Source organism: Janthinobacterium sp. CG_23.3, assembly GCF_046115965.1.
In the GTDB taxonomy this organism is placed as follows: Bacteria; Pseudomonadota; Gammaproteobacteria; order Burkholderiales; family Burkholderiaceae_D; genus Janthinobacterium.
The window spans coordinates 1-20938 of record NZ_JBJXIB010000106.1 but is presented as its reverse complement, the minus strand read 5'-3'; the positions used below and the strand labels follow the sequence as shown (position 1 = coordinate 20938).

Genomic DNA, 20938 nt, shown 5'->3' with positions numbered 1-20938 from the left:
TGGGGGTGGTATTCCAAGCCCCCCTATGTTTTCCCCCTCTGCCTTGACCCACCCAAAACCACTTCGCCAAACTACCGGGTAAAGTTTGGGCGCGCCTTAGGTCCCTGCCCCCTTGTTTTTTCCTTGGCGCCCCCGACGCCGCGTCGTCCGGCGCCGGCAACAGCAGCCGGCCGCGCCGGCCGGCGCCGCCGCCGTTGTAGCGCGCCAGCACCGCGCCCCCGGTCGCCGCGCCCCAGCCGCGCCGGCACAGCGCCACGCAGGCGCCGCCGAAGCCGGCCCCGGTCAGGCGCGCGCCGTACACCGCCGGCTCGGCGCACAGCAGCGCGGCCAGCTCGTCGAGTTCGGCGATCGACACCTCGTAGTCGTCGCGCAGGCTGGCGTGCGACTGGCGCATCAGGCGGCCGAACTCGGCCGGGCCGGGCTGGGCGCAGGCGCGCAGCACGCGGGCGTTTTCGCTGACCACGTGGCGCGCCCGCCGCCGCCACGGCTGCGGCAGGCGCTCGACCAGCTCCAACGCGTCGACGTCGCGCAGCGCCGCCACCCCGAGCAGGCGCGCCGCCTCCTCGCACTCGCGGCGGCGCTCGTTGTACTTGCTGGCCGCCAGCGAGCGCGCGACGCCGGAGTCAATCACGATCAGCTCGCTGTCGGCCGGCAGCGGCAGCAGCTCGAACTGCAGGCTGCGGGCGTCGAGGAACAACATGTGCGCGCTGTCGGCCAGGCTGGCCGCCATCTGGTCCATGACGCCGCAGTTGACCTGGGCGTAATTGACCTCGGCCTGCTGGCCGATCAGCGCCAGCGCGACGTCGTCCAGCGCCAGCCCGAGCAGCGCGCGCAGCGCGCGCAGCGTCGCCAGTTCCAGCGCCGCGCTGCTCGACAGGCCGGCGCCGACCGGCACGTCCGAGCGCACGTAGACGCGCAGCGCCGGCACCACCACCGCGCGCTCCTCGAGCACGCGGATGCAACCCTCGACATAGCGGCCGAAGCCGGGCGGCGCGTGGCCGGCGCGGGCGAAGCGCACGCCCTGGTCCAGCGTTGCCGAATACACCTGGTGGTGCTCGTCAAGGGCCGGCGCCAGCGCCACCTCGGTGCGCTGCAGCGTCGCCGTCGGCAACATGAAGCCGTCGTTGTAGTCGGTGTGCTCGCCGAGCAGGTTGACGCGTCCGGGCGCCGACGCCCGCACCGCCGGCGCGCCGGCGAAATATTCGGTCATGGTAATCATGTCTTCTCCAGGCAAAGCGGACGCTTGCGGCCCTGCACCAAGGCCCACGGCCAGTCCGGGTCGAAGGTCAGGTTCTCCAGCTCGCCGCCCTCGAGCAGGAAGGTGTCCTCGATCTTGATGCCGTCCAGGCTGGGGTTCAGCGCCAGCGCCATGCCGTCCCTCAAGCAGGTCTCGGCGTGCGCGCTGGCCAGCACCTCGCGCGCCAGGTAGCCGGTGATGCCGCCCTGGTGGTGTTGCAGGATAGCGTCCGGCCAGCCGGCGTAGGCGTAGGCGCCCTCGAGGGCGCGGTACACCGTCGACAAGGGCTGGCCGGGTTCGCAGGCGTCCAGGCCGACCGCCTCCAGCGCCATCAGCGCCTGCTGGCGCGGGTCGGCGCCGGCGCCGAAGCTGACGAAGCGGGTCAGGTTGGCGTACAGGCCGAAGCGGCGCGCGCACAGCACCAGCATGGCGCGCCGGCCCAGCGGCTGCGCGGTCGGCAGCGGATGGCGGTAGCGCCCCAGCCGCTCGGCGCCGGCGGCCAGCACCAGCGCCGGCGCCAGCCCGCGCGCGCACAGCGCCTGGGCGGCGGCGCCGGCCAGCTCGTATTCGGTCCAGCCCGGCCTGGCCGCGCGCAGCGTCGCGCTGGCGGCGCCGGCGGCGAGGCGGCCCAGTTGGCGGTAGCGCGCCCGCTCCGGCGCCGCCAGCACCAGCCGCTCGTCGCGCGCCCAGGCCGGCAGCGCGTGCTCCAGCGGGCCCGGACGGTCGCTCAACACGCCGGCGCCGGCCGCCGCGTGGCGCACGAAATGTTCGCGCAACTCCTGCCGCGCCCACGGCGTCACCTGCCAGGTCCACGGCGCCAGCACTTGTTCGCTGCGCAAGCGCTCGGCCTCGATGGCGTCGGTCAGCACGTAGGCGGCGTCGGCCGTGACGAGCGCCTCGGCCACCCCGGCCTCGGCCGTCAGCAGCACCGCGTTCGAGGCGCCCGCCGCCGCCCAGGCGAACCAGTCGACGCCGCGCAGGCGCAGCGCGCCGGCGCCGCTGCGCGCCAGCCAGCCGCGCATGCGCGCCAGCTTGGCCCTGGTTTCGCGTTCGCCCGGCGCCGTCACCGCTCAGCCCTCCAGCCTGACGTCGACCTGCTGCAACTCGCGCGCCTTGTCCTCGGGCAAGGCGTCCATCGCGAACAGGCCGGCCGCCAGCTCGGTGCCGGCGAGGTACTTGAGGCGCTCGCGGGTACGGTAGGGCGGATAGAACTGGGCGTGCAACTGGGTCTCCGGATGGGCCTGGCCGTCGGTGGGCGCCTGGTACCACGCCATCAGGTACGGGAACGGCCGCTGCCACAAACCCTCGTACTTGAGCAGCACGGTTTTCAGCGCGCGCGCCAGGTCGGCGCGCTGCGGCGCCGTCAGCGCGGCGAACTGGGCGACCGGCGCCAGCGGCGTCACCCACACCTCGTACGGGTAGCGCGCGCAGGCCGGCACGAAGGCGGCCGCGTGCGGGCCGCGGTACAACAGGCGCTCGCCGCTGTCGATCTCGCGCTGGGCGAAATCGACCAGCAGCGGCACCCCGCCCTGCAGATAGAAGGCGCGCTCGCGCTCGAGCATGCGCTGCGGCACCGGCGGCACGAACGGATAGGCGTAGATCTGGCCGTGCGGATGGTGCAGCGTCACGCCGACCTCGGCGCCGCGGTTCTCGAACGGCAGCACATAGGCGATGGTGCCGCGCGCGGCCAGGCGCGCCGTGCGCGCCGCCCAGACCTGCAGCAGCAACTCGATGTGGCCCAGCTCCAACGCGCCCAGCGACGCCTGCGGGTCCTGCGTGAACACCACCACCTCGCAGTGGCCGGCGGCGGCGGCGGTCGGCACGATCAGCGCCGGCGGCTCGCCGGCGTCCAGCGCCAGCGACGGGAAGCGGTTGTCGAACACCGCCACCTCGTAGTCGCCGCGCGGCAACTCGGTCGGGTTGGCCGGGTCGAGCGTGGCGGCGAGCGGGTTGTATTGCGGCGGCGGCAGGAAGGTGCGCTCCTGGCGGAACGGCGCGTAGGCGACCCACTCGCCGCGCAACGGATGCCAGCGCAGGTGCGGATACGCCCGCTGCGGGTCGGCGAAGGGACTGGGCGCGGCGTCCACCGCGAGGATGGGCTGGCGGCTGTACAGCGTCAGGCGACGCCCGTCCGGTTTGATGAGTTCCTTGCAGTGCATACGCGGCGCCGTTTCGGTCGGGTGGGTAAACCAGTTCAGACTTGGACGGCGCCGGAAAGTTCGCCGCGGCGCCGGACTTGCTTGTCCGGGCGCAGTGGACGGCGTTTTTTCCGGCGTCTTGGCGGCAACCACGCGCCCCGGTCGCCGGCGATGCCCCTGCCGGCGACAGGGGAATGGCAATCTACCATTGCGTTTGCGCCCGCCGTCCCGATATCCGGTGCATGATTCCATTTTCCATACTCGATCTCGCCCCCATCGTCGAGGGCGGCAGCGCGGCCGCCTCGTTTCGCAACACGCTCGAACTGGCGCAGCACGGCGAACGCTGGGGCTACCAACGCTACTGGCTGGCCGAACACCACGGCATGCCCGGCATCGCCAGCGCCGCCACGGCGGTGGTGATGGCGCACGTCGCCGCCGGCACCCGTACCATCCGGGTCGGCGCCGGCGGCGTCATGCTGCCGAACCACTCGCCGCTAGTGATCGCCGAGCAATTCGGCACGCTCGAGGCGCTCCACCCCGGCCGCATCGACCTCGGGCTGGGCCGCGCGCCCGGCTCCGACCAGGCCACCGCGCGGGCGCTGCGCCGCAACCTGGAATCGGACGCCGACGCCTTCCCGCAAGACGTGCTGGAGTTGATGGACTACCTGTCCGACGCGCCCAAGCAGCGCGTACTGGCGGTGCCCGGCAAGGGTAGTAAGGTGCCGCTGTGGATACTTGGCTCGAGCATGTTCGGCGCGCAACTGGCGGCCCACCTCGGCCTGCCCTACGCCTTCGCCTCGCACTTCGCGCCGCAGCAGATGATGCAGGCGGTGGCGTTTTACCGCGACAACTTCCGCCCGTCGGCGCAACTGGCCACGCCCTACGTGATGCTGGGTTTCAACGTCTTTGCCGCCGACACCGACGCCGAGGCGCAACTGCGCGCGACGTCGATGCAGCAAGCTTTCGTCAACCTGCGCAGCGGCCGGCCGGCGCGCCTGCAGCCGCCGCTGCCGGGCTACCTGGAAAACCTCGGCCCGCAGGAGCGCGCGATGCTCGACGCGGTGCTGTCGTGCTCGGCCATCGGCGCGCCCGACACCGTCGCGCGCCAGTTGCACGCCTTCATCGAGCGCAGCGGCGCCGACGAGCTGATGATCACCTCGCAGATTTTCGACCACCAGCACCGCCTGCGCTCGTACGAGCTCACCGCGCAGATCCGCCGCGCCGCCGCGTAGGCCGTTTCCACCGCCCTCCCCGCCCTCCCCTTTCGGCGCCCCCCCGGGCAACCGGCGGCGCGCCGTTTTGACGCGGATTGGCGGCAGATTCCGCTTGCGTGGCGCGACGCCAGCACCGATGATGGCGGCAACTCATCATTCAAGGACGCCAGCACCATGACGTATTTCGCGTTGAAACACCTGCACGTCGCCTTCGCCATGCTCAGTGGCGTCTTGTTCCTGCTGCGCGGATGCTGGATGCTGGGCGACTCGGCGCTGCTGCAACGGCGCTGGGTGAGGATCGCCCCGCACGTGATCGATACGTTGTTGCTGGCCAGCGCGCTGGCGCTGGCGCTGTGGAGCAAGCAGTATCCGTTCGTGCAGGCCTGGCTCAGCGCCAAGGTCGTCGCGCTGCTGGTGTATATCGTGCTGGGGACGCTCGCTTTGAAACGCGGCAAGACCAAGGCGGTGCGCGCGCTGGCCTTCGCCGGCGCGCTGACGGCGTTTGGCTATATTGTCGCGGTGGCGTTGAGCAAGCAGCCGCTGCCGTTTTAAGGCGGCGCTTGCAACCGCGGGCGGCGGCTCAGTGCGCCCACAGGCGGAACTGGCCTTGCAGCGCCATGCCGCCGTGGATGTTCAGGCTGCCCAGGCTGCTGGCCACCGGCGCCAGCGGATCGCTCTGCACGCTCAGCGATTCGAAGCCGAAATTGCTGAACTTGACGTAGCCCGGCAGGCCGAGCGCGACGTAGTCGCCGCCGTCCGGCTTTTTGTTGACGCCGATGCTGAAGGCGAACATGTCGACGCTGCCGCGCAGGTTTTTGATGACCAGGTAGTTGCTCTGGCCGTCGCCCTTGAAGCCCAGCGACAGGCGGCTGTCGCTGACCGCGCCGACCAGCGTCGGGTCGTTGATGACGATGTGGGCGGCAAAGGCGACGCCGTCGCCGCCGCGCACCGCGGACAGTTCGCCGTCGTCGAGCGGGCGCAGCCCTTGGCCCGCCGCGGCGCCGCCGCAGAGCAGGCAAAACAGGCCCAGCCAGGCCAGCGGCAGGCGCCCCATATCAGCGCTTGAACTTCACGTCGAGGTACTGGATCTGCAGCGCGCCGATGCGCGACGAACCCAGGTCGACAGTCGGCCGGCCGGCGCTGACGAAGCAGATGTTGTCGACCTGCAGGGCACCTGACGACGCCGCGCCGTTGCCGAAGCGCGCGTCCGGCCAGCCGATGCCGAAGTGCAGCCGCGGCCCGCTTTCGTCGCTCAGCGCGTTCAGCAGCGCCGGCTGCGCCGCGACGTCGGCCAGCACCCACGGCGTGTTGTCGAAGTTGCCGTCGGCGTCGACGCCGCCCAGGCGGATGCCGCGCAGCGCCAGTTGCTCGCTGGCGTCGCCGCGGCCGCGCGGGCGCAGCGCCAGCTCGCCCACGCGCAGGTGCAGCGCCAACCCGAAGGCGACGCCGTCGTGGAACTCCGGCGTGGCGAACTGCAGGCCGCCGCCGTACCAGCGCGCGTCTTGCCACACCACGCTGCCGCCGTCGCGGCTGACGCCGTCGGCCGTCACGCCCCAGTCGTAGGCGAACTGCCAGCGCTGCGCGCCGGCGGCGTTGAGCGGAAAGGCCAGTTGGAAGTAGTCGGCGCGGCCGGCGGCGCCGACGACGTCGAGGCGGTACGGGTCGCCGAACGGGTCGGCGCCGTCGCTGCGCGCGGCGCTGGCGGCGCCGGTGTACAGGCTGCGCCCGGGCGCCGCCGTGTAGGTGACGCGGGCGTCGCCGGACATCGAAAAACCGGCCAGGTCGAAGCTGACGCCGTCGCCGCCGCGCACCGCCGACAGCGCCGCGTCGCTCAGCGGTTCGAACGCCGCCGCCGGCCCCGCCGCCGCCAGCCACGCCAGCCACGCCAGCGCCGCCGCGCGAGAAAGACCCCAAGGCGCGCGCACGCTCAGCGTCCCTTCGGCAGGTTGGGCGGGGTCAGGCCGTTGACGCCGAGCGCGCTCAAGCGGTCGCGCCAGTTCAACCACATGCCGGCCTGCGCGGCGTCGGGCAGGCCGGCGCCGCCGGCCGGCGCCTGGAATTGCACGCCGGTCTTCAACATGGAAATCCAAAAGTCGCGGCTGGGGCCGCTGGCGTCGCCGGCGCGCACGCCGCCCAGTTGCGCCAGCGGCAGGCAGGGCGCGGCGCAGGCGCCGTCCCAGCGCTTGCCGCCGCCGGCGTCCAGGCGCGAGTCGAGCAGCAGCGCGGCGCCGTCGGCGCCGCTGCCGGCCACGCGCATCGAGCCCGACAGGCTGGCCAGCTTCAGGCCGACGTCGCCGCTGATGCCGTCGAAGCCGATGCGCAGGCCGATCACTTCGCGGGCGGCGCCGTCGCCGCGGAAAACGAATTCAAAATAGGGATTGCTGATGTGTACCAGCCGGGCCGCGTCGCCGGCGTCGCTGCGGCCGAACTGCAACAGCGGCATGTCGATGTCGGCGCCCAGGCCGTTGCGCGTGGCCAGCGTGTATTCGCCCAGCCGGGTATTGCGGACATTGGCGCTGAGCGCGACGTCGGCGTCCAGGCCGATGCGGGTGAAGTCAAACCCTCCCAGGCTGGCGTTGCTGATCGACAACAGCCCCTGCCCCCGCACGTGCGACAGCGCCTGGTCGTCGAGCGGGCGCAATTGGGCCCAGGCCGGCGCGGCCGCGGCCAGGCCGGCCAGCGCGAGGATGGCGCGGCGCCAGCGGGCGGGCGGGGACGGCGTCAAAGGGGAAGCGGTCATCATGGTCATCCGTGAGCGGCGCCGCGTGCGCCGGGAATGCTGTGGGAACGCCGGCCGCGCCGGCTGGCGTGGCGCCGGCGCTTCAAGCGGCCGCGCGCCGCTTAGTGCGCCCAGATCCAGACCTGGGTACCGCGCAGGTCGATCTGGTTCATCGCGACCGAGCCGAACGAGGCGGCGTTGTGACCCATTTTGATCGCGTCCACCGACACGTTCAAGAACTTGCCGGCGGCAACCTGCACGTCGGCCGGGATGGCGATCTGCACCACGTCGCCGCCGCTGGCCGGGTTGTAGAAGGTGCCCGGATTGGTCACGCCGGCGGCGCCGGCCGCCTGCAGGAACGAGGCCTTGCTGAGGATGTCGATGCTGGCGGCGATCAGGCCGTTGACCTTGATGCCGTTGAAGCTGACCGAACCGCCGCCCAGGCCGGTGGAGGCGTCGACCGCGTCGGTATCGGTGTAGACGAAGGAGTCGATCTTGACGTTCAGGTTGGCCGTGATCGACACGCCGTCCTGGCCGCTGACGGTGCTCAGTTCGGCGTCCTGGATCGGCGTCATCGCCGAGGCGGCCAGGGCGATCGAGGACAGGGCTGCGGCGACCAGGGTTTGAGCGAAAAATGTCATGATGTACGTCTCCAAGAAGTACTGCTGGTTGGGAAATGCGTTTTTTTCATACCGTAGCGCGCCCGCTCCCCGCGCTGCCATGCGGGGAGCGGGCGGACCTGCCGCCGCCGATTAGTGCGCCCAGATCCAGACCTGGGTGCCGCGCAGGTCGATCTGGTTCATCGCGACCGAGCCGAACGAGGCGGCGTTGTTACCCATTTTGATCGCGTCCACCGACACGTTCAAGAACTTGCCGGCGGCAACCTGCACGTCGGCCGGGATGGCGATCTGCACCACGTCGCCGCCGGTGGCCGGGTTGTAGAAGGTGCCCGGATTGGTCACGCCGGCGGCGCCGGCCGCCTGCAGGAACGAAGCCTTGCTGAGGATGTCGATGCTGGCGGCGATCAGGCCGTTGACCTTGATGCCGTTGAAGCTGACCGAACCGCCGCCCAGGCCGGTCGAGGCGTCGACCGCGTCGGTATCGGTGTAGACGAAGGAGTCGATCTTGACGTTCAGGTTGGCCGTGATCGACACGCCGTCCTGGCCGCTGACGGTGCTCAGTTCGGCGTCCTGGATCGGCGTCATCGCCGAGGCGGCCAGGGCGATCGAGGACAGCAAGGCGGCGATGGCGGTTTGTTTGATCAGTTTCATGGTGTTGTCTCCGTTGATTGACATGCTTGTTTTTGTGGTGTCGGCGCCGGGAAAAGCCCCTTTGCCGCATGAGTATTATTTCAATGTTGCAGGTCCATCTTATGGGCTGCGGCGGCGCCGGTAAAGCCTGTTGCGCTGACTTTCCGGGCCAAGCGACGGGCCTTGCAAGCCAGCGCCGCGGTCGCCGCGGCGGCGGCCAACGCCGTGGGGAATCCTCGTGCGCCCAGATCCACACCTGGGTGCCGCGCAGGTCGATCCGGTTCATCGCGACCGAGCCGAACGAGGCGGCGTTGTGACCCATTTTGAAGTGGTTGGAATGGTGGATGAACCGACGCGGGCAATGCGTTTTTCCAGGCGGTACCACGAGCGCTCCCCGCCGTTTTTCAACGGGACCCCGCGCTCTCGCGCTGACCCGCAAAGCCAAGCACTTGACCCTGCGAGCCATGCACAGTGGCGCCCGTGCCGTGCGACCGTTGTTTGCGTTAGCATAAGTTTTGAAGAAAATCCTAGAGGCAGCGATCTATTTTTTTAAGTTGCCCCGGGCACTGGAATCATGCGTTAATAAGTTACAAAAATATAAAGAAAACCTGTCGGCTTAATAAAGCACGACCGTTCTTATTAGAGACATTGGAGACAAGATGGACGCAGTCATGGGGCGCCGGACGCCTCGGGTAAGCCTGTATCGATTCACTTCGCGCGCCGGCCCGGCGCGGCTGCCCGGCGCCGGCGGTGCGCCATGATGATGATCCTGCTGGGCGTGCTGGCGGCGCTGATCGCCGGCGCCGGCGTCGTCGAGCGGCACACGCCGCTGGACCGCCCCAAGGGCCAATACCAGATGCCGCAGCCGCTGCTGGGCGGCGGCGCGTACAGCCAGGCGGTGCGGATGGAGCCGTACTCCGAGCTGAAGTACCGCCACATCGTGCGCCAGGCCTTCGACTACAGCTGCGGCTCGGCCGCCCTGGTGACCATCCTGAATTTCCACCTCGGCCTGAAGGTCAGCGAACAGCAGGCCATGGAGGGCATGCTCGAGCGCGGCGAGAAGGAAAAGATCATCGAGCGGCGCGGTTTTTCCCTGCTCGACATGAAGCGCTACGTCGCCGCGCTGGGCGTCGAGGGGGCCGGCTTCCGCGCCGAGATCAAGGACTTGCTGGCGCTCGAGCATCCGGCCATCGTGCCGATCGACTACGCCGGCGCCAAGCACTTCGTGGTGCTGCGCGGCATCCGCGACGGCGTCGTCTACATCGCCGACCCGTCGGCCGGCAACATCGTCTTCTCGCTGGCCGAATTCGCCGCGCTGTGGGACAAGAACACCCTGTTCATCGTCTACCCGGCCAAAAACGCGCCGCTGCCGGCGCAACTGGCGCTGAGCGACCGCGAACTCGGCGTCGTCGACATGGACCGCGTCAGCAACCGCGCCCGCCTCGGCGCGCTGGAAAACCAGACCCACCTGCTGGAACGGGCCATCAATTCGGGCGCCAGCGGCACCTGGATGCGCCGCCAGTAGGCACGCCCTCCCCTTCGCTTCCACTTTTCGACAAGGACTCACCATGAAGATTCGCATCCCGCCAGCCAGCCTCGCCTGCGCCTGGCTGCTGCTGGCCGCCCTCGCGCTGGCCCAGGAAAGCCCGGCGGCGCCGGCCCCGGCCAGCTCGGACGCGGCGCGCGACGCGCTGGCCAAGCGCGAGGGCGAGGGCGACCAGAGCGCGCTGCTGAAGCAGACCCTGACGGCGGTCGACAAGCAGTATTCGCTGATCCGCCGCCAGCAGTTCCAGTTCAACTACGACCTCAACTACAGCTACATCGGCCAGGAAAAAATCATCACCGACCTGTCGGCCGGCAACATCACCCTGTTCGACATCGAGAACACCAGCTCGCACACCATCACCAACACCTTCTCGGCCGACTACGGCCTGCTCGACAACCTGACCGGCAACGTCACGCTGCCGGTGCTGTCGAAGTACGCCGAGTCGCGCGGCAAAAGCGGCGTCTCCAATTCGCTGGGCGACCTCGGCCTGGGCCTGCGCTGGCAGCCGCTGGCGGCCCAGCGCGACCGCCCCAACCTGACCGCCACGGCCAGCGTGCGCCTGCCGTCCGGGCGCAGCCCGTTCAAGGTCGTCGCCGGCAGCGGCCAGGCCACCGGCAGCGGCGTGACCGGCTTCAACGCCGGCCTGAACGTGAACCGCATCGTCGACCCGGTCGCCCTGTTCGGCTCGGTCAACGTCGGCGCCAGCGTACCCGCCAAGCACCTGTGGCAGGTCAACGGCACGCGCGTGCTCACCAAGGTCGAGCCCGGCGCCAGCGTCGGCTTCGGCCTCGGCTTCGCCTACGCGCTGTCGTACGGCATCTCGACGACGATCTCGTTCCAGGAATCGATTTCGGCCGGCTCGACGCTCACCTTCTCCGACGGCAAGAGCGCCAAGACGACGATGCAAACCTCGGGCATGCTCAACCTCGGGCTGGGTTACCGGGTCTCGCCGAAGACCACCGTCAACCTGTCGGTGGGCATCGGCTTGACGGCCGACTCGCCCAACCTGTCGGTCGGGCTGAGCCTGCCGCTGGCGTTCTGACATGGGTCGCCGCGTCCCCGCCCGCGCGCGCCTGCTGGCCGCCGCCGCGGCGTGCGCCGCCGCCGCGCCGGCGCCGGCGGCGATCACCGAAAACCTGACCACCAGCGTCGTCGCGATGGCGCTGGGCAACGCCGTCACGGCCGACCCGCCGGCGATCGACTCGATCCACTTCAACCCGGCCGGGCTGGCCCGGCTGGTCGGCGACAGCGAAGCGTTTTCCGCCTTCGGCGCCTCGATCCGCACCGGCGCGACGATCCGCGCGCCGGCCGGCTTCGACGTCGGCGGCTGGAGCGACGACCCGCTGTCCGGCGCCAGCTCCGGCCCGGTGCGCCAGGGCATGTTCGTGCCGGCCTACGGCAAGCCGGGCTGGCGCCTGCCGGGCGTGCTGATCCCCGGCCTGGGCATGGCCTTCAACCGGGCCGGTTCGCGCTTCACCTTCGCCACCCAGAGCTATATGTCGCAGGCGATGAGCATCGACCGCACCACCGAGCCGAACGACCCGGCGCGCTTCCAGGGCCGCCAGGTGCAGTTGCAGCGCCTGGTGTACGCGGCGCCGTCGGTCGGCTACAAGTATTCGGAGACGCTGCGCTTCGGCGTGTCGGTGCCGATCGCCCACGCCGCCTTCGTCGTCGACACCGACATGCGCTTCCCCAACAGCCTGCTGGGCATCTTCGGCAAGTTCCAGCAGGGCTGGTGCCCGGAAAACGGCGGCAACATCCTCGACACGCTCAGCGTCGGCCTGTGCGGCGGCGGCAAGGACGGCATGGTCAACCCGTTCAAGAAGGCCGCCCGGATGCGCCTGGAGATGACGGCGCCGTTCGACCCGACGCTGAACCTGGGCGTGCTGTGGGAGCCGCGCCCGTGGTTCGCGCTGGGCGCGGTCTACCAGGGCGGCTCGAAGACCCAGTACACCGGCACCTACACCTTCAACACCGAGCCGATGCTGCGCAGTTTCGTCAACGGCATGAACAGCAGCCTGTTCGGACCGATCGTCGGCGCCGTGCTCGGCCTGCCCAGCTCGATCCCGGCCGAGCAGAAGGGCAACCTGACGGCGACCATCCCGTTTCCGGCCCACGTGCAGATCGGCGTCAAACTCAAACCGCTGCGCTACCTGCAACTGAACGTCGACGCCAGCTACGCCCGCTGGGCCGAATGGGACGCGCTGACGTTCCAGTTCGACCAGAGCGTCAAGCTGCTCGAGGTGGCGCGCCTGTACGGCATCGCCAACTCGGGCCAGTTGAAGATCCCGCGCGGCTATAAGAGCGTGCTCAACATGGGCTACGGCCTGCAGCTGTTGCCGACCGAGAAGCTGACCGTGCGCTTCGGCTACGAGCCGCGCAAGAGTTCGATCCCGGGCAACAAGATCGACTTGATCGCGCCGCTGCCGGACACCAGGCTGTACAGCTTCGGCCTGGGCTACCAGCTGAGCCCGAAGAGCGACGTCAGCTTGACGGCCAGCTACATGGTCGGGCATTTCAACGCGCCGGCCAACAGCGACTGCAATCTGAACTGCAACAAGCTGTTCAACGTGATCTACAACCCCTACGCCGGCGAAGACGTGGCCGGCAACATCCGGGTGCGCTATGTCGGCGTCAGTTACAACAAACGTTTTTAAGCAGCCATGACGGTTTCACTGATGTTTCACTGATATCACTCACAGAGGAGGTTTCGATGTTGAAAGCAAGCGCGACAATCATACTGGCGGCCCTGTGCGGCGCCGCCGCCGCCGCCCCGGCCCCGGCCCCGGCCGCCGTGCCGGCCGCCAAGCAGGAACTGGTGCGCCAGGTGCTGCAACTGTGGCATATCGACACCATCGGCCAATCGATGCTGCAGGTGCCGGTGGGCGACGCGGTGCAGCAGGCGCGCGCCATGCTGCAGGGCCGCGCCGCGCCGGACAAGCGCGACGCCGCCATGAGCGAGGTGGTCGGCGAGGCCAAGAAATTCATGGACGAGGCGGCGCCGGTGGTGCGCGCCAGCGCGCAAAAGCTGATCCCCAGCACCGTCGCGCCGCTGCTGGCCGAGCGCTTCAGCGAGGACGAGCTGCGGCAGATGGTGGCGATCCTGGAGTCGCCGGTCAAGCGCAAGTTCGAGGCGATGCTGCCGGAGATGCAAAAGCTGCTCGGCGAGGGCGTCGCCGCCGACACCCGCGGCGCCATCGACCCCAAGCTGCAAGGCTTGAAGGAACGCATCGGCCTGCGCCTGCGCGCCGCGGTCACGCCTTGAAACACGTTTTACGCATGCCCGATTGCAGTGATGACCACAGGGAGATACATCTTGTTCATGCACTTTATTGATCGCAGTATGTCGGCAACGCGGGGGGCGCCATGAGCTACTCTTCCGCGCTGCACCTGGTGCGCGGCGTCAAGTCGCGCCTGGCCAACTCCGGCTTCGAGGCCGAGGCGCTGTTCAAGCAGGCCGGCCTGGACGAGGGCGACGGCCTGGCCTGCGACGCGCTGTCGCTGTCCGACAAGCTCAGCCACCTGTGGGAATTGCTGGTGGAGAGTTCGGGCGACCCGCTGCTGGGCTTGAAGATCTCGACGCCGCACCGCCTCGGCTGGCTCGGCGTGATGGGCCACATCATGCTGGTCTCGCCGACGGTGCAAAGCACCATCGAACGCTGCCACGGCCACACCCGGGTCGGCATGTTGTTGCCGGGCGCGCAGCGGGTGGTGCCGCAACAACGCTACGACTTCGTCTGGTGCGTGCTGCTGCGCACGCTGCGCTGCGCCTCCGGGCGCGACGACGCCACCCCGGTGCTGGTCGAGTACGCCTTTCCGAAGCCGGCCAACGCCCAGGTCTACGCCGACACCTTCGGCTGCCCGGTGCACTTCAACATGCCGCACAACGTCATGGAGTTCGCCGACACCGACATGGTGATGGCGCTGCCGCAGGCGGCCAGCGGCAACGTGCTGGCCACGCTGGCGCGGGCCGAGCCGCCCACCTTCAGCGCCAAGGTGCAGGCGCTGCTGGCGTGCATGCTGCCGAAGGGGCCGCCGCTGCGCGACGACGTCGCCGCGCGCATGATGATGAGCGAGCGCACGCTGCAGCGCCGCCTGGCCGAGGAGGGCACCAGCTTTACCACGCTGGTCGACGACACCCGCCGCGAACTGGCGCGGCAGTCGCTCAACAGCGGCGAGCTGTCGCTGAAAATGCTCAGCTTCCAGCTCGGCTTTTCCGAGCCGAGCGCCTTTTACCGCGCCTGCAAGCGCTGGTTCGGCCGCGCCCCGTCCGACATCGCCGGCGACGCCGCGCCGCTGCTGACGCGGCATCCGCACAAACTGTCGGCGTAAGGGGGGTTACCGCGCATGCTTACTATGAGCGATGTTCTGCGGCGCCGGCGCGGCGCCGGCGCCGGCCAAACCAAGGGCGTGAACCTGGGGTCGGACCACGGAGGTCTGAGCCCGCGGCTTGGCCTGTGGGTTTTTCTCGCGGCGGCGGCGTTGCAGCCGCAGCACGCCCGCGCCAACGACGCCGCCGCGGCCGCCGCCGCGGCGCAAAGCCAGGCCAACGCGCTGCTGGCCCGGCTTGAACCGGCGGCGCGGCCGTTCCAGTTCGTCGTCAAGGACGCGCGCGAACTCAAGGGCCTGTTTACGTTGTGGCAGCAGGACGAGAAGATCTGGATCGCGCTGCGCCCGGAGCAGCTTGAACAGCCGTTCTTTCTCAGCTATAACGTCAGCCACAGCGTCGGCGAACGCCGCCTGTACGCCGGCCAGATGGGCGGCAGCCGCATCGCGCTGTGGCGCCGCGTCGGCAACCAGGTCCAGCTGATCGCCAAGAACACCGCCTATCGCGCCGCGCCCGGCACGCCGCAGGCGCTGGCGGTCAGCCAGGCCTTCTCCGACAGCCTGCTGGCCAGCGCGCCGGTGGCCAGCGCCGCGCACCCGGCCAGCAAGGCATTCCTGGTCGAAGCCAACGCCCTGCTGCTGACCGACATCCCGGGCTACGCGACCCAGCTCGAAAGCGCCTACCGCCTGCCCTACCAGCTCGACGCGCGCAACAGCAGCTTCGCCAGCGCGCGCGGCGACGCCGGCCTGACCGGGCTGCAAGTCAACGCCCACTTCGCGCTGGCGCGCCTGCCGGCGCCGGCGCCCGGCCAGCCGGGCGCGCCGGCGCCGGCCATGCCCGACCCGCGCAGCCTGTTCGCCGGCTTCTACTACAGCTTCGCGGCGCTGCCGGCCAGCGTCATGCCGGGGCGCGCGGCCGACGACCGCATCGGCCATTTCGCCACCACCGTGCACGACTATTCCGACGACCTGAGCGCCGGCACCGCGCTGCGCCACGTCTACCGCTGGCGCCTCGAACCGGCCGACGCCGCCGATGCCGCCGACACGGACGGGCCCGGCGCGCCGCGCGAACCGAAGCAGCCGATCGTCTACTGGATCGACAAAAACGTGCCGCTGAAATACCGCCGCGCGGTGGCCGAGGGCGTGCTCGAATGGAACCGCGCGTTTGAAAAAATCGGCTTCAAGAACGCCATCGTGGTCAGGCAGCAAAGCGAGCAGGATGCCTTCGACACGCTCGACGCGCGCCACGCCTCGATCCGCTGGTTCCTCGGCAGCGACGTCGGTTTCGCCGCCGGCCCGGTGCAGGTCGACCCGCGCAGCGGCGAAATCCTCGACGCCGACATCGCCATGTCCGACGTCTACGCCCGCAGCGCGCGGCGCTTCGCCGCCGACCACCCCGAGCCGGGTTCGGCTGGCGGCGCCGGCGCGGCGGCGGCCGGCGCCGCCCTGTGCGAGTATGGCCACGGCGGCGCCGCCGACATCCACTTCGCGCTCGACCTGCTGGCCGCCCGCGGCGGCGTCGAAGCGGACCTGGCCGGGCCGCAGGCCGAGGCGCTGGCCCAGGCCTACGTGCGCCAGGTGATCATGCACGAGGTCGGCCACACCCTCGGGCTGCGCCACAACTTCCGCGCGTCCACCATCTACAGCCTGCGCCAGTTGCAAGACCCGCGCTTCGGCAAGCAGCGCCCGCTGGCCGGCTCGGTGATGGACTACCTGCCCTTCAACCTGGCCGCGCCGGGCCAGGCGCAGGGTCCGTACGTCAACGAAACGCTCGGCCCCTACGACTACTGGGCCATCGAATACGCCTACAAGACGCTGCCGGCGGCGGACGAAAAGCGGCTGCTCGCAGAAATCGCCGCGCGCTCGAGCGAGCCGGCGCTGGCCTACGGCACCGACGAGGACGCGCAAGCCAACGTCGCCGACCCCGAGGTCAACGCCTTCGACCTCGGCGACGACCCGCTGCTATACGCGCGCCAGCGCCTGAGCCTGACGCGCGAGTTGTGGCAACGGCTGGAAACGCGCCGGCTGCCGGACGGCGAAAGCTACGCCACGCTGCGCCGCGGCCTCAACGAGGGCTTCAGCCAGCTGGCCGCGACGCTGCCGGTGGCGCTCAAGTACATCGGCGGCGTGCGCATGCTGCGCGACCACGCCGGCACCGCGCGCGCGCCGTTCACGCCGGTGGCGCTGCACAGCCAGCGCGCCGCGCTGGCGCTGATCACCGACAGCGTGTTCGCCGCCGACAGCTTGCGCTTCTCGCCGGCGCTGATCAGCCGGCTCGGCATCGACCACTTCGAGCAGCAGCCCGACATCGCCGTCGGCCGGCGCGTGCTGGCGCTGCAAAGCAACGCGCTCGACCAGGTGCTGGCCGACGCGGTGGCGGCGCGCCTGCTCGACGCCCAGGCCGCCGAGGCCGGCGGCGCGCCCACGCTGTCGCTGGGCGAACTGTACGCCAGCGTGCAGGGCGCGGTCTGGAGCGAACTCAAGCAAGGCAAGAACATCCCGGCGCAGCGCCGCAACCTGCAACGCGAACACTTGAAACGGCTGGCCGGCGCGCTGCTGCGGCCGGGGCCGGGCGCGCCGGCCGACGTGCGCAGCCTGCAACGGCAAAACGCCATCGCGCTGCGGGCGCTGCTGCGCGCGGGGCTGCCCGGCAAATCGCTCGACCGCGAAACCCGGGCCCACCTGAGCGAATGCGCGCAGACGCTCGACGAGGCGCTGCGCGCGCCGCTGCTGCGCGCGACCATTTGAATTGACCGGGGAGAGTGACATGGGCTGGCTGACACAACATCAAAGCAAATCGCAAATCGGACAACTGCTGGTCAAGCGCAGGCTGATCTCGGAGGAGCAACTGGCGCGCGCCATCGAGCGCCAGCGCGGCACCGGCCAGCGCCTCGGCGACATTCTGGCCGAGTGGAACCTGGTCACACACCAGCACGTGCGGGAAGCGCTGCGCAAGCAACGCCAATTGCGCATGGCGGCGGCCATCGTCACCGCCATGCTGGCGCCGCTGGAAACCTACGCGGTGGAGGCGCTGCCGACGCTGGCCGCCAGCGCCACCATGCTACCCAACCGCGCCGGCGCCGGCCCGCAAGCGCTCAGCGAGGACGAATTGGACAACACCTCGGCGCAGGGCCTGAACGAGGAATTGCTGCTGCAGGTGCGCGAACAGGGCAAGCAGCGCAGCCTGGCCATCAGCGGCGACGTCGCCAAACTGCTCAACCCGGTGCTGGGTTTTTTGCAGGCCGACGTCAGCATGAAAGACGTCGTCTACGACCCGGCGATGGCGGCGGCGGCCATCAACCAGGACGGCTCGCTGACCTTGCGCCTGCCCAGCTCGATCGGCGAAATCAGCTTCCAGAACATCCGCGTCAAAGGCTCCGACGGGCCGAGCTTCGGCAGCATCGCCATCAAGGGCATCGACCTGAGCGGCACCACCATCACGCTCGCGCTGAAGCGTTAGTATCGAACATCAAAAAAGCCGGACGCGGGGCTCCAGGCCGACGTTGTCGGGTTACGCCCTATGGACTAACCCGACCACCTGCAGGCCATTGGCGCGGACCCGGCTTGACGGCGCGCACCTTGCCGAAGGCGTCGCCGGCTTTCCACGCCGGCATCCGCGGCGCGTTCGCCACCGCCAGCCCCAGGTTCAGCGTGAACTGCGCCTGCTGCGTCATGCCCGACAGATCCCAGCTCGGGTCGTACTCGTCGCTGGCCTGGTGGTAGCGCGCCTGGTACGCCTTCATTTTCGCCTTGGCCGCCGCCGGGTCGCGCAGGTAGTCGCGCCCCGCCTCGACCGAGAACGCCGGCACGCCCGCCTTGGCGAAGCTGAAATGGTCGCTGCGGAAATAGCCGCCGGCCAGGTCCGGCTCGGCCGCGGCGACGCGCATGCCCATGCCTTTGGCGACCGCCCGCGCCATCTGTCCCAAGTCGCTGCGTTCGCTGCCGTCGGCGCCAATGTCGCGCGTGGCGCCGACGAAGTTGAGGCTGTCGAGGTTGAGGTTGGCGGCGGTTTTTTCCAGCGGCCACAGCGGGCTGGCGGCGTACGCCGTGCTGCCCAGCAGGCCCTCCTCCTCGCCGGCCAGCCACAGGAACATCTGGCTGCGCCGGGCCGGTTGCAAGGCCGCCTCCTTGGCCATCGCCAGCAGCGCCGCCACGCCCGAGGCGTTGTCGACGGCGCCGTTGAAGACGCTGTCGCCGGGGCCGGCGCGCACGCCCAGGTGGTCCCAGTGGGCGCTGTAGATGACGACTTCGTCCTTGAGCTTGGGATCGCTGCCGGGCACCAGGCCGGCGACGTTGAATTGTTCGAACTGCCGCACCACGGACTTCATCTCGCCGGCGGCGCGGGCGGCCAGCGCGACCGGGCGGAAGTCCTTGCGCTCGGCCGCCGCGCGCAGCAGGTCGAGGTCCTGGCCGCCGGCGCTGAACAGCGCGCGCGCCGCCGCGTCGGCGATCCAGCCCTGCAGCGCGGTGCCGGCGCTGGCCCCGGTCAGCTGGAAGCGCTCGCCGCCGCCCCAGCTGCTTTGCACCACGCCCCAACCGTAGGTGGCCGAGGCGTCGGTGTGGATGAGCAGCACGCCGGCGGCGCCGCGGCGCTTGGCTTCTTCCAGTTTATAGGTCCAGCGGCCGTAATAGGTCAGCGCCTTGCCGCCGAAGCGCTCCGGCTCGGCGGCGCTCGGCAAGGGGTCGTTGACCATCACCACCAGCACCTTGCCTTCACAGTCGACGCCCTTGAAATCGTCCCAGTCCCGCTCCGGCGCGCTGATGCCGTAGCCGACGAACAGCAGCCCGGCGTCCAGCGTGCGCGAGGGCGTGGCGTCGCCGGCCATCCAGACCCAGTCGCGGCCGTACTCCAGCGGCAAGGCCTTGCCGCCGGCCTGCAGGTGGACGCTGCTTTCGGCCGGCAAAACCTTGACGCCGGCGATCTTGACGGACTGGCGGTAGCCGCCGCCCCGTACCGGCTTGAGCCCGGCGACGATGGCCTGGCTTTCCAGATAGGCGACGGTCAGGTCGGCGCCGCGCTGGCCGGTGCCGCGCCCTTCCAGCGCGTCGCTGGCCAGCAGGGCGAGGTGGGCGCGCAGCGGCGCTTCCTGCACGGTGGGCGCGGCGGGCGCGGCGTGGGCGGGGAACGCCAGCGCCAGGCTTGTGGCCAGCACGCTCGCGGCGAATGAGGAGTACACGTTTTGCATGGGATCCTATTGTCATTTGTGAATGGGATGGAGGGGGCATTGTAAAGCCATGGGGACAGACCACGATTTCCGTGTAAAGCCATGAAAGCCATGGGGACAGACCACGATTTCCGGGAAAGAATTTCCCGGAAATCGTGGTCTGTCCCCGGTGTGGCCCGGTGTGGCCCGGTGTGGCCCGGTGTGGCCCGGTGTGGCCCCGGCGGCGTGCGGACGAAAAAAAGCCCCGCGGCGCCAGGCGGGGCTTTTTTTCCGGCGCCGGCGCGGGCTACACCAGCAGCGCCGCCGTCAGCGATTCGATTTCCTCGGCCGAGTCGTCGAGGATGCCGTGCAGCGTGCTGCCGCCGGTCTCGAAGTCGATCATCGCCGCCACCTGGCGCGCGTTGGCGCTTTCCGGCGGGTGCAGCGGCGAGACCACGCGCGCCAGGTCGTTGGCCAGCAGCAGCGTGTCGCCAAGGGTGCGCGGCGGCGTGTTGGCGCCGCCGTGCCACATGCCCTCGACCGCCTGCAGCACCTGGTCGGGCACGCCGAGCTGGCGCAGCACGCCGCGGCCGATCAGTTTTTCGCCGTATTCGATCCAGTCTTCGGTGTTGTCGTCGAGCAGGCCCGGATACTCCTCGGCGCGCGACAGCAGGTAGAAGCCGCCGACCTCGTGCACGATGGCGGCGAACATCGCCGTTTCCGGGTCGATGCGGCTGATTTTCTTGCCGATCACCTGGGCCAGCGCGGCCACGTGGGCGGTGTGTTCCCACAGCCTGGCCGATTTGGCGCGCAGCATCGGGTCGGTGATGCTGCTGCCGAGCTGGCGCACGATGACCGAGGCGACCATCGATTTCAGCGTGCGAAAGCCGAGCCGGCTGACGGCCACGCGCACGCTGGTGATTTCGTCGCCGCTGCGGTTGTAGGCGGCCGAGTTGGCGATGGCCACGGTGCGCGCCGACAGCACCGGTTCGGCCATCACCATCTTGGCGGCGGCGTCGATGTGGCAGTCCGGGTCGTCCAGCGCCTGCTGCAGTTTCAACGTCGCGCTGACGTTCGCCGGGAAGGTCAGTTCGCCCCTGCCGGCCTGGGTGGCGATGCTCTTGAAAATTTCCAGTCTGTCCATGAAACCACTCTCCTCGCATACCGGACCGGTGCCGGGCCGGCTTGATCCGATGGGCGATCCGGATCATCGATCGATGCTGCCACGGCAGCAAGGACGGCGGCGGGGGGGGGACCCCCCCCCCCCCCCCCCCCCCCCCCCCCCCACCCCCCCCCCCCTTTTTCCCCCCCCCCCCCCCTCCCGCCTCACCGCCCGACCCCCTCTTCTCCTCGGCCTGCCCAGA

20 protein-coding genes are annotated in these 20938 nt (G+C 70.0%); 10 read left to right on the top strand and 10 right to left on the bottom strand.

Annotation, left to right across the window (positions count from 1 at the left end; all coding sequences use genetic code 11):
- The 3 genes from galK to galT all read right to left on the bottom strand — a co-directional run.
- The coding region (gene galK / locus ACFDR9_RS21005; protein WP_409032229.1) for a galactokinase at positions 1–1219 on the bottom strand (1219 nt) is incomplete at its 3' end.
- Positions 1216–2304: a M24 family metallopeptidase gene (locus tag ACFDR9_RS21000; protein ID WP_327076049.1), complete on the bottom strand. Its 1089-nt coding sequence runs from the start codon at positions 2302–2304 to the stop codon at positions 1216–1218. The genes ACFDR9_RS21000 and galK, both read right to left, overlap by 4 nt.
- A 3-nt stretch (positions 2305–2307) precedes the next feature.
- Positions 2308–3396: a galactose-1-phosphate uridylyltransferase gene (gene galT / locus ACFDR9_RS20995; protein ID WP_017878701.1), complete on the bottom strand. Its 1089-nt coding sequence runs from the start codon at positions 3394–3396 to the stop codon at positions 2308–2310.
- A 221-nt stretch (positions 3397–3617) separates the two neighbouring features.
- On the opposite strand from galT, the gene ACFDR9_RS20990 reads away from it, so the two are divergent.
- Both ACFDR9_RS20990 and ACFDR9_RS20985 read left to right on the top strand, forming a co-directional pair.
- Positions 3618–4607, top strand: a complete 990-nt coding sequence (locus ACFDR9_RS20990; RefSeq protein WP_017878700.1) for an LLM class flavin-dependent oxidoreductase — start codon at positions 3618–3620, stop codon at positions 4605–4607.
- Between the two features lie 156 nt (positions 4608–4763).
- A complete protein-coding gene (locus ACFDR9_RS20985) occupies positions 4764–5141 on the top strand; it encodes a SirB2 family protein (protein WP_327076050.1) in 378 nt (125 codons plus the stop codon).
- A gap of 28 nt (positions 5142–5169) precedes the next feature.
- On the opposite strand, the gene ACFDR9_RS20980 is transcribed toward ACFDR9_RS20985, so the two are convergent.
- From ACFDR9_RS20980 to ACFDR9_RS20960, 5 genes are all read right to left on the bottom strand, one after another.
- Complete coding sequence (locus ACFDR9_RS20980; protein ID WP_017878698.1) at positions 5170–5643, bottom strand: hypothetical protein; 474 nt, start codon at positions 5641–5643, stop codon at positions 5170–5172.
- 1 nt (position 5644) lies between these two features.
- Entirely contained in the window at positions 5645–6514 is an 870-nt protein-coding gene (locus ACFDR9_RS20975; RefSeq protein WP_017878697.1) for a hypothetical protein, read from the bottom strand.
- A 2-nt stretch (positions 6515–6516) separates the two neighbouring features.
- Positions 6517–7332: a hypothetical protein gene (locus ACFDR9_RS20970; protein ID WP_327076051.1), complete on the bottom strand. Its 816-nt coding sequence runs from the start codon at positions 7330–7332 to the stop codon at positions 6517–6519.
- 98 nt (positions 7333–7430) lie between these two features.
- Complete coding sequence (locus ACFDR9_RS20965; RefSeq protein WP_327076052.1) at positions 7431–7949, bottom strand: DUF6160 family protein; 519 nt, start codon at positions 7947–7949, stop codon at positions 7431–7433.
- A 111-nt stretch (positions 7950–8060) separates the two neighbouring features.
- Positions 8061–8579 (bottom strand): DUF6160 family protein, encoded by a 519-nt coding sequence (locus tag ACFDR9_RS20960; protein ID WP_327076053.1) that lies wholly within the window; start codon positions 8577–8579, stop codon positions 8061–8063.
- 736 nt (positions 8580–9315) lie between these two features.
- Here ACFDR9_RS20960 and ACFDR9_RS20955 point away from each other — a divergent pair.
- From ACFDR9_RS20955 to ACFDR9_RS20925, 7 genes are all read left to right on the top strand, one after another.
- Positions 9316–10083 (top strand): C39 family peptidase, encoded by a 768-nt coding sequence (locus ACFDR9_RS20955; RefSeq protein WP_026133345.1) that lies wholly within the window; start codon positions 9316–9318, stop codon positions 10081–10083.
- 43 nt (positions 10084–10126) lie between these two features.
- On the top strand, positions 10127–11146 hold the full coding sequence (locus ACFDR9_RS20950; RefSeq protein ID WP_327076054.1) for a transporter: 1020 nt from the start codon (positions 10127–10129) through the stop codon (positions 11144–11146).
- 1 nt (position 11147) lies between these two features.
- Complete coding sequence (locus tag ACFDR9_RS20945; RefSeq protein ID WP_017878692.1) at positions 11148–12761, top strand: OmpP1/FadL family transporter; 1614 nt, start codon at positions 11148–11150, stop codon at positions 12759–12761.
- A 56-nt stretch (positions 12762–12817) separates the two neighbouring features.
- Positions 12818–13369, top strand: a complete 552-nt coding sequence (locus ACFDR9_RS20940) for a DUF2059 domain-containing protein (protein ID WP_327076055.1) — start codon at positions 12818–12820, stop codon at positions 13367–13369.
- A gap of 101 nt (positions 13370–13470) precedes the next feature.
- On the top strand, positions 13471–14436 hold the full coding sequence (locus ACFDR9_RS20935; protein WP_017878690.1) for an AraC family transcriptional regulator: 966 nt from the start codon (positions 13471–13473) through the stop codon (positions 14434–14436).
- Positions 14437–14460: 24 nt separating this feature from the next.
- Positions 14461–17178 (top strand): zinc-dependent metalloprotease, encoded by a 2718-nt coding sequence (locus ACFDR9_RS20930; RefSeq protein ID WP_409032228.1) that lies wholly within the window; start codon positions 14461–14463, stop codon positions 17176–17178.
- A gap of 19 nt (positions 17179–17197) precedes the next feature.
- Positions 17198–17890, top strand: a complete 693-nt coding sequence (locus ACFDR9_RS20925; protein WP_409032227.1) for a hypothetical protein — start codon at positions 17198–17200, stop codon at positions 17888–17890.
- Positions 17891–17948: 58 nt separating this feature from the next.
- Here ACFDR9_RS20925 and ACFDR9_RS20920 read toward each other — a convergent pair whose 3' ends face one another.
- Both ACFDR9_RS20920 and ACFDR9_RS20915 read right to left on the bottom strand, forming a co-directional pair.
- Entirely contained in the window at positions 17949–19616 is a 1668-nt protein-coding gene (locus ACFDR9_RS20920) for a M28 family peptidase (RefSeq protein ID WP_409032226.1), read from the bottom strand.
- A 265-nt stretch (positions 19617–19881) separates the two neighbouring features.
- Positions 19882–20718: an HDOD domain-containing protein gene (locus ACFDR9_RS20915; RefSeq protein WP_017878686.1), complete on the bottom strand. Its 837-nt coding sequence runs from the start codon at positions 20716–20718 to the stop codon at positions 19882–19884.
- On the opposite strand from ACFDR9_RS20915, the gene ACFDR9_RS20910 reads away from it, so the two are divergent.
- Positions 20717–20938 (top strand): hypothetical protein (locus ACFDR9_RS20910; RefSeq protein ID WP_409032225.1); only part of this gene is annotated, 222 nt, incomplete at its 3' end. The two genes, ACFDR9_RS20915 and ACFDR9_RS20910, sit on opposite strands and share 2 nt — an antisense overlap.

Bases quoted from the DNA above. Each gene is read 5' to 3' on its own strand.
- ACFDR9_RS20950 (WP_327076054.1), top strand. From the start codon at position 10,127: ATGAAGATTCGCATCCCGCCAGCCAGCCTCGCCTGCGCCTGGCTGCTG.
- ACFDR9_RS20930 (WP_409032228.1), top strand. From the start codon at position 14,461: ATGAGCGATGTTCTGCGGCGCCGGCGCGGCGCCGGCGCCGGCCAAACC.
- ACFDR9_RS20990 (WP_017878700.1), top strand. From the start codon at position 3,618: ATGATTCCATTTTCCATACTCGATCTCGCCCCCATCGTCGAGGGCGGC.
- ACFDR9_RS20985 (WP_327076050.1), top strand. From the start codon at position 4,764: ATGACGTATTTCGCGTTGAAACACCTGCACGTCGCCTTCGCCATGCTC.
- ACFDR9_RS20945 (WP_017878692.1), top strand. From the start codon at position 11,148: ATGGGTCGCCGCGTCCCCGCCCGCGCGCGCCTGCTGGCCGCCGCCGCG.
- ACFDR9_RS20965 (WP_327076052.1), bottom strand. From the start codon at position 7,949: ATGACATTTTTCGCTCAAACCCTGGTCGCCGCAGCCCTGTCCTCGATC.
- ACFDR9_RS20955 (WP_026133345.1), top strand. From the start codon at position 9,316: ATGATGATGATCCTGCTGGGCGTGCTGGCGGCGCTGATCGCCGGCGCC.
- ACFDR9_RS20925 (WP_409032227.1), top strand. From the start codon at position 17,198: ATGGGCTGGCTGACACAACATCAAAGCAAATCGCAAATCGGACAACTG.
- galT (WP_017878701.1), bottom strand. From the start codon at position 3,396: ATGCACTGCAAGGAACTCATCAAACCGGACGGGCGTCGCCTGACGCTG.
- ACFDR9_RS20980 (WP_017878698.1), bottom strand. From the start codon at position 5,643: ATGGGGCGCCTGCCGCTGGCCTGGCTGGGCCTGTTTTGCCTGCTCTGC.
- ACFDR9_RS20970 (WP_327076051.1), bottom strand. From the start codon at position 7,332: ATGATGACCGCTTCCCCTTTGACGCCGTCCCCGCCCGCCCGCTGGCGC.
- ACFDR9_RS20935 (WP_017878690.1), top strand. From the start codon at position 13,471: ATGAGCTACTCTTCCGCGCTGCACCTGGTGCGCGGCGTCAAGTCGCGC.
- ACFDR9_RS20920 (WP_409032226.1), bottom strand. From the start codon at position 19,616: ATGCAAAACGTGTACTCCTCATTCGCCGCGAGCGTGCTGGCCACAAGC.
- ACFDR9_RS20940 (WP_327076055.1), top strand. From the start codon at position 12,818: ATGTTGAAAGCAAGCGCGACAATCATACTGGCGGCCCTGTGCGGCGCC.
- ACFDR9_RS20960 (WP_327076053.1), bottom strand. From the start codon at position 8,579: ATGAAACTGATCAAACAAACCGCCATCGCCGCCTTGCTGTCCTCGATC.
- ACFDR9_RS20915 (WP_017878686.1), bottom strand. From the start codon at position 20,718: ATGGACAGACTGGAAATTTTCAAGAGCATCGCCACCCAGGCCGGCAGG.